Genomic DNA, 11,918 nt, shown 5'->3' with positions numbered 1-11,918 from the left:
CTCCTAGTTCAACACAGAGGTCGCGCCTTGGGGCTGATTCTGTCCACCGACGGGGATAGGAGCGGCGTTGCCGTTATTACTCAATTGCAGGTTAAAGACGGTCACCAATGAGGCGATCACCATCATGGTGATGATCACGTTCAGATATTGGGAGAGGACTTCAAACAGGGTGCGTTTGCTGTTGTGGGATTCTGCCCCAGCCATCACTAAACCGACGATGACGACAAGGAAGAAGACAATCATCAAGGCAATCATAAAGGCGCAAAGGGAGTAAGCGAGGACGCCACCCAGAAACCAGCCCAAGGAAGTATCCACGGCTCCGAGCATGGGGCCGATCAGGAAGAAGCCGGAGTTACAGGCACTGGAAGGGGCATTGCCGACGTTTTGGGCTTTCACCATAGAGGGAACCAAGGCAATCATCCCGGAGAAGAAGAGGTAGAGGCCCAGCTTGGTTTGAATATTGAGGAGTTGATAGAGATGCAGGAAGAGGGCGGTGGACCAGACCAGTGCCATGATTTCTAACCAGGCGATTTGGGTGCCTGGATTTAATGGCAGAAAAACGGGGCAGAGGGTGAGGATGACGAGGAGGACTGGAGCAGACCATTGAGGTCCGTATTTATGGGCATAGTGCCGAGTGTGTTGGAGGAAGGGGGATTGCATGACGATTCAATCTCCGATGGGGGGACGATAGAAACATAGGTAAGATGGCTTTGAAGGTGCAAATTTGCCTTAACAGCAGTACTTTCAGCGACTGACACCACCGTGGCCGAGGAGGTCGTTGAAGGTTTTTTCAGGCAGTCGGGACCAGCGCAGGGCCTTATCAACGGACACTCCTCGTTTGAGATAGCGGGCCATTGATTGAGCGAACCAGTAGTTGTCGTGATGGCGGTTGATTTGCCGCAGTCCTCTGGCCCGGTGTAGTCCTCTCAACAGGTAGTTGGCTAAGGCTTTGTTGTCTAGCGTTGTGCGGTCGATAAGGGGCCGACCTGTAGTAGTGACCTTGGCAATTCTGGGAATGGGTTTGGGTGTCGCCCTGAGTTTGAGGACGGGTGGGGATTTCGGGTGAGTGAGGGTTAAGGGAGCTTTAACAGGCTGTGCGGTTTTGGGTGAATTGTGGGATTTCCAGTTGGGGCGAATGAGTTGGTTAGGGATGGGTGCAACAGTTGGCTTGGGGGGAATTTCAGCTACTTCCCCGATCACGGCATCTTTGGAGACGGTTTGGCTGGGGACAAACGCTGTTCTGATATTGTCCGGTTCATTACCAGACCGCTTCACCAAGAGGGTGATGGTTTGCTCTCCCCCTGGACCCATGACTCGTAGGAAGACACTGGCCTTTTTGGCTGTGCCGTTGGGAGTCCACTTGAGAAGGAGTTGCTGATGATCGTTACGAGACAGGCTTAAGGCCCGCAACTGTTGAGGGTTACTGGGAAAGGCTTTGATAACCCGGTAGCGGGTATCCGTGAAGTCTAATAGATGATCTACATCTGAAACTTCTAGCTTCTGAGTGTGTTTAAATGCCTTGTCTATGGGAATTGTAGCGGGATTGGCGAGGGCTGACGAGAATGTGATCGCCAACAATCCAAGTGACAATAATGTGGTTTTGAGCATTTTCTGTGTGGCCGATGAGCTACACAGGAAGGGTAGGGAGAGTAGCTATGAGATCAAAATCTATGTAGACTCACCAACTTTTGCCCGCTCCATTTCCTCCAACGTATAGCTCTCAACTATCAAGTGGCTTACTCGTATTGGCCTCTTTCCAGGCTTTCTCAAAGTGTTTAAGGATATCAATAAATTATTTAGCTTTTCACCATCCATGCGTGGCATGTAATGCTTTCTCATTTTTGATATGGCATTCCGACTAATTTTCATCTCAGCAGCAAGGTCGGTTGGGCTAATACCATTAGCTTGCATTACTTCAGCGAGTTTCCAGTTGATCACTACTTTTTTCATTGTTCATACTTCTTCCAAAAATTACATCATTTATTGGTAAAGCTATATTTACAACTGAATACGTATAGATTCAAACTTTAGGCTAGCATTTCATCATTAATTGCATAATCCATGTGTAACATGTAATATTTATCTATACCAATTAAGAAGCGAAAAAATTGGCTTCCTAATTTACCGTCAAAACGGCTCAGGGAGACTCAATCCACAAATCAGGTAGTTAATTTGTGCAATGGACCCTCATTCTTTGTCCTGTAGCTTCCTTCATTGCCTACAAAACAAAGCTAGACCTGGAAGGAACTAAGTCATGTGCAGCAAGAATTAACGCGTCTTTCAAATAGTTCTTGAGGCAAAGAAACTGTTCTTCACCGAGCCACAATTTCTTCCTTATCCCTGATTCTCGACAAGCACACCCTAAGAATCCATTTACAAAGAGGTGAATGATTGATATTTTTGATACATATGTACTATATTTAATGAGAATTTTTACTATCTAGCTACACAATTCTCAATCTGTCCTCTGGACTGAAAACAAACAGAACAAGCAATTAAAACAAATGCTTATCGGGGGGTGACATGAAGTATCAACGATTTCTCCACTGCAAACACGTTTTAGGTAATAGGGTATTTCGATCTTCGCTACCTAGATTGCCGACGACACAAGATTACTATTGCCCTCTAACCGCGATCAAACAACCAGAGGGTCCGAAACCTTAAACACCGATTGAGGCTAACTGCACCGTTAGCCTTTGATGAAAAAACTAAAAGACCCTCTAACCGCGATCAAACAACCAGAGGGTCCGAAAACCTTAGACACAGATTACGGATCTGAAGGTTTAAACAATGGTATACACCAATGTTTTCAATTCGCAATCCCTGGAGACCGGACCTTTTAGCCGCAAAGTCCAGTACCCACAGATTGAACGCGCTCAGGCTGGTGACAGAAGGGCTGAAGACCGTTTTATACGAAAGAATCAGCGGTTAGTCTTCAATGAAGCTAAACGATATCGCGGATTAGTTGACTGGGACGATTTAGTGAATGCTGGAACCCTAGGACTATCCATTGCTATTCAAAAATTTGATCTATCGAGGGGCTTTCAATTCAGTACCTACGCTGTTAAGCCTATCAGAACTGAAATCAGGCAGTTGATTTGTGAACAAAGAGGACTCAGTAGAGAAATTACGAAACACCTAAAAAAAATTGATGAAGCTGAACAAGACTTAAAGCTGGAGTTAGAACGAAAACCCACTCTAGATGAACTGGCTGAACGTACAGGATATTCACATCGAGTAATTACTAACGCCTGGAGTAAAGCACGAGTAGTTGATACCTCTAGCCTCAATGTCTTGACTGGGACAGAGCAAGGGATTGAATGTCTTGATTTTGTTGAAGATCTTGAACAGCTAGATTCTTGGGATTTTGCCGAGAGTATCAATATGAAAGACTACATTGCTCAGCTCCCTGATCGCGAAAGTTTTATTGTCCGTGCAAGGAGAGACGGTCATAGCTATCGCGAGATTGGGACAATGCTCAAGCTTTCTGGCGAAAGAATTAGGCAGCTTTATCAAAAGGCTCTTGAATATCTCAAGCACCTTATCACTTATGGATCTTGCCTAGTTCGATTCCCACAACCTGACAAGACCCAGCTAATTCATCCCGAAGGAATCGAGAAGCCTACTGTAAAAAGGGTTGACGCCTCACGGCTGGGCGGGAAAATCGGCAGAGCTATTCAACAGATTTTCAAACAAACCAATAAGGAGAGTCATATTCATGAGCCTGGAGAACTGACCAATGCTCAGAAACACATTCTGGTTTTTCGTCGGCGTAGCAGTCACGAGGCTGCTAATGTCGCGAGGCATCGACTTACCCCAGAGAATCAGCGATGCCATCAACTGGAGAGAACTCAAGACGATTGGCGAGGACATCTGGGATTCAGCCCAGTAATTCTCAATATAATCTTGCTGCCATTAGCGCTTGTATCTCAGTCTGTTAGAAGATTACAGGACAATGATAGACCGAACGAAAGGAGGTCAATAATGTCGTCCATTACTTCAGGTGTATCTAAAGTCATTGAGGGTGGATATAGGAAAGAACACCCTCGGCCACCAAATTAATTCCCAGATACCAATTTAGATTTTCTCTGATCAAGCAACAAATTTCTTCATTCTCATTCGAGGAATTGACCCATTTTTTCCTCATCGAATCATGCTGCCCAGGATTCTGAAACCCTTGATGATCTTTTGTTTTAAAGCCTTTGCGTATTGAGGGCTGAAGCGTAGTATGGTTCACTAAGAATCTTTGTATTTCCCCCCAGGAGGTGACGATGCCCTAAAAAAAAGGAATCCCAGCTACGCGAATAGCTAGGGATCCAGGAAAAAACTAAATATTTTTTCGAGATTGTGGAATCTAACCGAGAGCTTTGGACGAGCCAGAAAGTTAGTGCCCCACAGGAGTGGTGTGTTCTGATTCTAGAACAGCCGACTTTGTGCTGGCAAGAATTTTGTAATTTAAATTAACCTAGCCACACCTCTCTATCTCGCTACGGACAACTGATAGAGGGACTTTCAATGATTTCTACATTTTTATTCCCCGAACTGCTAATGGTTTGGAAATCGACTCATATATCTATGCATCATCAAGGAGGCCATCAATGACCTCCACACCATCACTCACTCTGAACTCACCTCATCTAGGCTTTGGTACACCTACCCGATATACTTCAAAGCTGATTCCTTTCAAAAGACAAAATCATTGCCCCATCTGCGGCTCTAATGATGGAAGATGCAGCAAAGGCGGCGATATCATCCTTTGCCTCACCGAAACCTATGATGTTGGTATCATCAACGGCTATAAGTTCAGAAAGCTTTCGAAAGATAGTAACTGGGGGATCTGGGCACCTCACACGGGTGATGACAACTACAACTCTATTAATTGGCAGGCCCGCAAGGCCATCCGTGATCAACAAGCTAAGGAAGAACGGCGTCAACGGATTGCCAAGGAGTTGCCCGTAGGCCAACGCGATTACCTGTATCGACAACTCCTCTCTGATCTATCCCTCTGCTCAATGGATCGAGGAGACATGGGCCGACGAGGCATGTCCCAGGCTGAAATCGATGGGTTTGATGCTGTGTCTGTCGGCCAGTTCCAGAGAGTCAAAGACCTATCCCCAGATCTGCCCGGTGTCCTTCCCGGTGGCATCCTCAATTCTCAAGGGGGCTATCTCTGGCCTCTCTATGATGTCCACGATCAAATCGTGGCCTTGCAATTGCGGAAGCGCAATGTTCATGAAGACAACCGCTACATCTGGTTGTCCAGTTCTACCCGCCGCAATCCCAACGGTAATGGTCCTCATGTTCACGGTGAGATTCCTTTAGCCATCTACAAGTCTTTTGGTCCCTATTCTCGGATTGCCCTCGTTGAAGGAACAGGGGTCAAACCCTATCTCCTCTCTCAACGATTACAGCTCCCCACGATTGGGGCAGCGGGGGGACTCTGGGCCTCATCTCCTGACACTTTGAGAGAAACTCTGACCGTCTTATCGAAAGATGCTGAGCAATCCCCGATCATCACCCTCTATCCTGATGCGGGGGCAGTACGGAACCTCAATGTTTTCCGTCAGTATCAGCGAGTCATTCGCTTGCTGGAAGAATGGGGCTATATCGTCGAGGTGGCCTGGTGGGGACAGACCTACAAGGAAAATTCCTGCGATATCGATGAACTCACCCCAGTGGAATTGGCTCAGATTGTGTTCAAGCCCACTTGGTTCTTCAATAGTCTGGGTCTGGAATATGAACTGGGTCAGCTCTTTCTGAAGCTCAATGGCCTATCGGATCAAGCCACGACGGTTATCAATAAGCGATACATTGAACTCTCAGATCTAGGCACCATTGATCCGGGGTCTGTCGTCGCCATCGCTTCCATGTGTGGCACGGGCAAGACGGAGATGCTGAAGTCCCTGGTGAGCCAGGTCAAGGGCCAGGTGATTATGCCCGGTTACCGGAATAACCTGCTGTTTAATACCGAAGACCGATTCACTGAGAAGGATGATGCCGGGAACACCCTCTATAAGCTCATTCACTTATTCCGTCTCAATAAGGAATACCAGGGCAATATCAGCATGGGCTTTCGCTCTGAGCGGTCTATCTTGCTCTGTTTTGATAGTCTTCTCAAGATTGAACTCGATGATATTGAACCCGATAGCTGCATCATCTTGGATGAAGCCGATGCTGCTCTGTTCCATGTTCTCAGTGGTCAGACTCTGGGGGATCGGCAGAATCAGATCTTGGAACATTTTCATGCGATCGCAAACCGGGTCTTAGAAACTCGGGGCAATATCATTCTCTTAGAAGATTCCCTGTCTCAAATTCCCATTGACTATATCAAGGGCATTACAGGCGGGAAGTACAACACCAAGATTGTCGTCAATGAGTACAAGCCTGATGATAACTTTCCCACGAAGGTGTTTTCTGGTCAGACCTCTCAGTTTCTAGAGAGAATCCTCAATGCCGTGGCCTGCGATGAGCGGTTTATTGTTGTTGCCACTTCTCAGGAATTCCTTGAGAAGCTGGAGCGGATGATTGCAGACATGAACCCGGAGTTTGCCAAAGGTATTCTGCGCCATGACCGCAAGACATCGGAGCGCACTGAGAATAAGATATTCCAGGCCAATCCCACTGAGTTTGTCAAAGAGTATCAACCCACGGCATTGTTCCTCAGTCCCACCGCTGAGAGTGGGGTCAGCATTGATGAACCGAGATTGATTCCCTATTTCAGTCGAGTGTTTTGCTACGCCTCATCCAATCATGCCCGCAGTGTCTATCAGCAGCTCTGGAGATATCGAGCAAAGGTCACTCGTGAAATCTATGTAACCAGGAAGGCGCATATCCCAGATATTCCTTCGATTAAGTCTGTGGAACAGGTCATCATGCTGCAGTCCAAGTATGGACAAGATGTGGCTGCGTCCATTGATTTAGAACAGCAGCTCATCCATGACCAGTCACCGGAAACAGCTCAGCAGTTGGCAGCACTAAAGGCATACCAGCAGAACCCCAACAACTGTCACAACGTCAGTTTTGCTCGATATCAGACCCGCTCAATTGCCTCACTGTTAGCTCTAAGAGAGTCCCTGACCTTGTTGCTGGCAGATCATGGGCATCCGATTGAGATGGAGGAGCTGAGTGAACGCAATGCCGATATCGTCGAGTCCTTCAGTAAAGTGCGGAAGCAGATGGAGGTGGAAACGGCGGTAATGCTGGGGACGGCTGACGGGGAGCGGTTCACGGTGGAGCAGGCCATCCGAGTGATGGGGAGTTCTTCTGCCACCTATAAAGATACGTTGGATGCCAAGAAAGTCTTATTACAAGATGAGTTACCCGGTGTGGACCTAACGGATGAGTTTATTCATCAAGTCTGTGTTGAGCATCGAGGACGCTTAAAGAGTGCCACGAAGTTGCATTGGATGTCGTATCACCCTGAAGTTGCTGAGGAATTAGACCGGAGGAATTTTATGAAACAGCTCAATAGTCAGTTCGTTCTCACTCATCGGTTAACCAATAATCGCATCCAGGTACAGTTACTTCGTGACTTGGGGGTATTTGATTTAGTGGATACCTACAACGTCACCAGCGCTGATTATGAGGCGTATGACAAAGCGTTGGAAAAGGGTCGCCAGGTGCAAAGACAACGACAGTCTTTGAGATTGGAAGCCAAGGGACTGGCTGGGCAGATCAGGGAAGTCATTCAGGAGCAGAAGGCCATCCAAGCGAAGTTGACGGCTTTGGGCAGAAAGGCCCATCCCAGGAAGGCAAAGCTGAAGGGGGAGCTGGAGCAGTTGGAGCAGCAAAAGCAGGCTCTTAAGTACCAAAAGCAAGGTTTAGTGGAAGCCATTGAGCAGCAGTCTCAGGCGTTTACTCAGGCCCGCTATGAGCAGGTTGAGGCCCGGATGCGGATGGAAATCATGGTGATGACGGAGGGGGACCAGCGATTAGAAGACATCAAAGTGAAGGCGTTGGAATATCGATATCAGATTTACCGCCATTTTCGGAATGTCATCAGTGATGGGCAAAGTGCCGTAGCTATCGTCAATAAGCTGATCAAGCGAGTCGCCCATGAGTTGGTGAAGGTGGGCAGTGAGGAATCCGTGAGTCTCTATGTGATTCGATATTCGGGCAATGAAGTGTACAAAGACCAGATGCTGAAAGCGTTTCAGGCGAAATGGGATCAGAGATTAGAGAAAAATAGACCAGTTTGTGAACTTTGTAATAAAGACAGTGATCTAATTACAGAAACTGAAAAGCGATCTGATATTGATGAGTTTGATGGTGGAAATGATCAGGAAATCGGGCAATTGAAGGTGGGAAATGATGGAATTGAGGGGGGATCTGAGGTGATTTTGGGTGTTAATTGATCAGACCTAGATTTTCTTTCCTCGAATTAAGCGATTTCGACTAAATCTCTGGAAAATATATCTAGAGGTTAGAACTGCTATGTTTTGGTAATAGTAGAACAGACAATTTATTGGTGATAAGTTTGAGTACAATAAACTGCTTAAAGGATTTCTTGAGAAATCATAATGGCTAATCAGGATCAGGTTGATTTAATAAGGCAGGGAACTTCACTTTGGAATAAGTGGAGATGGGAAAATCCTAATGAACCAATAGACCTTAGTGGTGCGAATCTCAAGGGGGCTGACCTTGTTCGAGCGAACCTTGAAGATGCCAATCTTTCCGGCACCGATCTTAGAAAAGCTAGTCTTATCGTAGCCAATCTCAATAGAAGTATTCTTTGTCGAGCTGACCTTCGTGGTGCGAATCTCGGTGGCGCTAAACTTGAAGAAGCAAATCTCAGTGAAGCCTTTTACTCAGAACTTACAACATGGGATAGGGGCTTTAATCCTAAACAAGTAGAAAAATTGTGGTTAATTGGATCTGGCGGTAATCTTGAAGAGGCAAACCTCAGTAATTTAGATCTCGGAGATGCCGATCTTCGAGGTGCTAACCTCAAGAACGCAAACCTGCAAAATACAGATCTTCTGAATGCAGATCTTGGTAAAGCTAGCCTTATAGGTGCAAACCTCAGTAATTCTAATCTCACCCAGGCAAATTTTTATAAGGCCAATCTTAGCACTGCTAATCTCAATGAGGCGGTCCTCTTAAATGCGAATTTCATTGATGCAGATTTGAGTATGGCTGAACTCAAAAATTCTAAAATGATTAGAACAGTTGCTTTGGGTGCAAATTTTCAACGTGCAATCCTAAGCGGTGGGTGCATTCAAGATTGGAATATCAATAATAGGACTAATTTTGAAGAGGTTGTATGTGACTTTATTTTTTTAAAGTCAATTTTTAATGATGCAACTAATGAAATAGTTCCAACTGAAAGGCGTCCTATTGATCCAGATAAGGCATTTGTTTCAGGTGAGTTTGCCGCACTAATACAAAAATCCTTGGATACAATTGATCTGATCTTTTTAGACAATTTTGACTGGGAAGCATTTTCTCAGTCTTTCCAGAAACTCCGCTCCCAGTTTAATGACCAGGAAATTTATATCCAGGCTATCGAAAAGAAAAGCTTAGCCTTTGTTATTCGCTTGGAAACATCACCAGATGCTGACAAAAGTGCAATTGAAACAAAAGCTAAAGAATTATATGGTGAGCACCTTAAGGTTCTTGAAGAGCAATATATAGAGAAAATGGATCTCCAAGATTTAACGTTAGATTTAGTAAAAGAATCTCTAGCTTTTGAACGCAAAAAAAACACTCAGTTACTTTCAATAGTCAAGACTATGGCAAACAGAGATAAAGTTACCCAAAATTTCAATGCTCAAGTTGGGAATGTAGCTGGAGTAAACGAAGGGATTCAACAAGCTGCTCAACACAACTATGCGTCAGAAATAAAACAAACCCCGGCTGAATCGGCAAAAGAAATTCAGGATTTACTGGCTCAGTTGCAGGAGGAAAACCCCACAGATATTCAGGCTGTGGTTGAGCAGAAAATTAAGTCAGATCTAACTTTCCGTCAGCGTTTACGGAACGCTTTGAAGGAAGGAGGAATGGAGACGCTGAAAGTTTTATTTGCGCCGATAGGAATACCTATTGAGATGGTGAGAGGATGGATAGATGCTTAAGAATCTTGAGTTGAGCTGCAATTCCTTAAAATTGAATAGTGGGATTTGAATGATGTTAGATTTTAAATCTAGAAAATATTAAATTTATATTTTTGTTTAAATGAAATATTGATAAATTAATAAAATTTTTTTAATCAATAAAAGAGGATAACTACTATTGGATATAGGATTAATATTTTCTGCAGGAAAGGTTGCTTCTTCGATAGCTGCTTTAACTGGATTAATTGACTCAGTGGATGCTAAGTTAGACAGACTTACAAAAGCTGATTTATCCGCTGCCTTGATTTCATTAGATCAAGCAAGCTCTTCGGAAAAAGAGACAATTAGTTTACTACGAGAATCACGCTTAAGCTTCAATCGAGCAATAGGATTAGAGAAGAATTTTCGTCTAGCAGTTGCTTACCTAGGCCTTTCATTGTGCCATTACCGCTTAGGAGATTGTAAAAATTCTAAGAATTCACTAAAGGAAATTACGCTAATTTATCCAGATATAACTGCTATTCAAAGTACTAAAGCACAATTATACGACATGTACAATGTGGCAATTGATCCAAATCCTTTGAATAAACTTAAGCTTATTGCAGTTTACTCGCAATTTAACGAGCGTCTTCGAGAGGAGACAAAAACATTAATCAAGATCGATAAAGATATTAATGCTCTAGTAAAAGTGCAGTTGTCGGTTTCAGAATATATAAATAAACCAGTCAAGTGGTTGAAGCAACTAGGTATCAGTGAGATATAAGCTTAAACAAAAGAAACTATTCGCGGATACTTGGAGAACACAAACAAAGCTAGGGCAATTAATTCAGCACACATCAGAAAGAATCTCATTCCTCAGAGTCTATAGAGCTTTTGCGTTCAGGCTCCATGCCCTTAAACGCAGGCAAAAGAACTTCATTCAACAAACCAATCTAGAGGGTTAGCTTGAGGTTCTAACGGTTTCCCTAAGCATTTCTGGGCAATCTTGGATAGGCGTGGAAGGCAGCGGTAACCCCTTCGTCAGAATTCCGTTTGAAACCCCTAAGAATTGTTTTGAGTGCGCTTTGGACTAAGAGGACACATTTGAGATTTTGCAGGTTATCGAGGTGCGGCCACCGGAGACTATCGAACGGATTGAGGCGATGGTGGGAAAATACCTGGATCGGGAGCGGGTGGCAAAGTGTAGGGGGTGAATGAGCCAGGGAATTCTTTTCCACTCCCAAGCCCTCTAGAAAAACGAGTTAGACTTTACGCAACACAGCCATACACATAACAGAAGGCTCACTGTAGTATTCGATGTTGTCCATCTGATAAACCAGATATTGTCCAGACTGCCCGATTTTGATGGACTCACCAGGTCCGAGTCTTGGTCCTTGGGCTGTTATCTGATAGAAGCCAGGCTGATCTTCAATAGAGTCAATAAAAAATTCAGGGCTAATGTCATCAGAATTATTACGAGCAGCGTTATCGTCAAGTGTTAGCCAATGGAATCATGGCGAATCCAATGCCAACCGTCGATGAGAATGCACCCAAGAAACGAGGCAAACCAAAGCAGAGAGCACCGAAAAACTTGCTAGACTGACTTCAAAAGCACCAAGCTGCCGTCTTGGCGTTTATGTATGATTTTCAAGTGCCTTTTGATAACAATCAGGCTGAACGGGATATCCGCATGATGAAGTTGAAGCAGAAGATATCGGGCTGCTTCCGTTCATTGGCGGGTGGCCAGCAGTTCTGCCGCGTTCACGGTTATATTTCAACCTTGAGAAAGCAAGATATCCCTTTACTGAACGCATTCAGAGTTATTTTTGCTAGCAATCCTAAAGTAGACTGGCGCATCAGCCTGAGCAGTAACTTCTTAAGGTAATA

The 11,918-nt window shown here is 44.8% G+C and carries 7 protein-coding genes and 1 pseudogene; 5 read left to right on the top strand and 3 right to left on the bottom strand.

What is annotated here, in order from left to right; all coding sequences use genetic code 11:
* Positions 1-3 precede the first annotated feature (3 nt).
* From AM1_RS37265 to AM1_RS37255, 3 genes are all read right to left on the bottom strand, one after another.
* The gene (locus tag AM1_RS37265; RefSeq protein ID WP_012168503.1) at positions 4-660 is read right to left on the bottom strand and encodes a hypothetical protein; all 657 of its coding nucleotides are present in this window, start codon (positions 658-660) and stop codon (positions 4-6) included.
* Positions 661-744: 84 nt separating this feature from the next.
* On the bottom strand, positions 745-1,608 hold the full coding sequence (locus AM1_RS37260) for a hypothetical protein (protein WP_012168502.1): 864 nt from the start codon (positions 1,606-1,608) through the stop codon (positions 745-747).
* A gap of 60 nt (positions 1,609-1,668) precedes the next feature.
* The gene (locus tag AM1_RS37255; protein WP_049783931.1) at positions 1,669-1,950 is read right to left on the bottom strand and encodes a helix-turn-helix domain-containing protein; all 282 of its coding nucleotides are present in this window, start codon (positions 1,948-1,950) and stop codon (positions 1,669-1,671) included.
* Between the two features lie 840 nt (positions 1,951-2,790).
* Between AM1_RS37255 and AM1_RS37250 the strand changes: the two genes are divergently transcribed.
* From AM1_RS37250 to AM1_RS37225, 5 genes and pseudogenes are all read left to right on the top strand, one after another.
* Complete coding sequence (locus AM1_RS37250; RefSeq protein WP_012168500.1) at positions 2,791-4,062, top strand: sigma-70 family RNA polymerase sigma factor; 1,272 nt, start codon at positions 2,791-2,793, stop codon at positions 4,060-4,062.
* A 536-nt stretch (positions 4,063-4,598) separates the two neighbouring features.
* Positions 4,599-8,354 carry a plasmid replication protein, CyRepA1 family gene (locus AM1_RS37245; protein WP_012168498.1) on the top strand — a complete coding sequence of 1,252 codons (3,756 nt, stop codon included), beginning with the start codon at positions 4,599-4,601 and terminating at the stop codon, positions 8,352-8,354.
* Positions 8,355-8,519: 165 nt separating this feature from the next.
* Complete coding sequence (locus AM1_RS37240; protein WP_012168497.1) at positions 8,520-10,073, top strand: pentapeptide repeat-containing protein; 1,554 nt, start codon at positions 8,520-8,522, stop codon at positions 10,071-10,073.
* A gap of 157 nt (positions 10,074-10,230) precedes the next feature.
* Entirely contained in the window at positions 10,231-10,815 is a 585-nt protein-coding gene (locus tag AM1_RS37235; protein ID WP_012168496.1) for a hypothetical protein, read from the top strand.
* An 834-nt stretch (positions 10,816-11,649) separates the two neighbouring features.
* Positions 11,650-11,916, top strand: a pseudogene (locus AM1_RS37225) (IS66 family transposase); the annotation flags it as partial.
* Between the last annotated feature and the right edge of the window lie 2 nt (positions 11,917-11,918).

Origin of the sequence: Acaryochloris marina MBIC11017, from assembly GCF_000018105.1 — a bacterium.
Taxonomy (GTDB): domain Bacteria; phylum Cyanobacteriota; class Cyanobacteriia; order Thermosynechococcales; family Thermosynechococcaceae; genus Acaryochloris; species Acaryochloris marina.
This window is presented reverse-complemented; position numbering and strand designations above follow the sequence as displayed.

Excerpts from the sequence above, each read along its gene's own strand:
- AM1_RS37265 (WP_012168503.1), bottom strand. The coding sequence starts at position 660 with ATGCAATCCCCCTTCCTCCAACACACTCGGCACTATGCCCATAAATAC.
- AM1_RS37260 (WP_012168502.1), bottom strand. The coding sequence starts at position 1,608 with ATGCTCAAAACCACATTATTGTCACTTGGATTGTTGGCGATCACATTC.
- AM1_RS37255 (WP_049783931.1), bottom strand. The coding sequence starts at position 1,950 with ATGAAAAAAGTAGTGATCAACTGGAAACTCGCTGAAGTAATGCAAGCT.
- AM1_RS37250 (WP_012168500.1), top strand. The coding sequence starts at position 2,791 with ATGGTATACACCAATGTTTTCAATTCGCAATCCCTGGAGACCGGACCT.
- AM1_RS37245 (WP_012168498.1), top strand. The coding sequence starts at position 4,599 with ATGACCTCCACACCATCACTCACTCTGAACTCACCTCATCTAGGCTTT.
- AM1_RS37240 (WP_012168497.1), top strand. The coding sequence starts at position 8,520 with ATGGCTAATCAGGATCAGGTTGATTTAATAAGGCAGGGAACTTCACTT.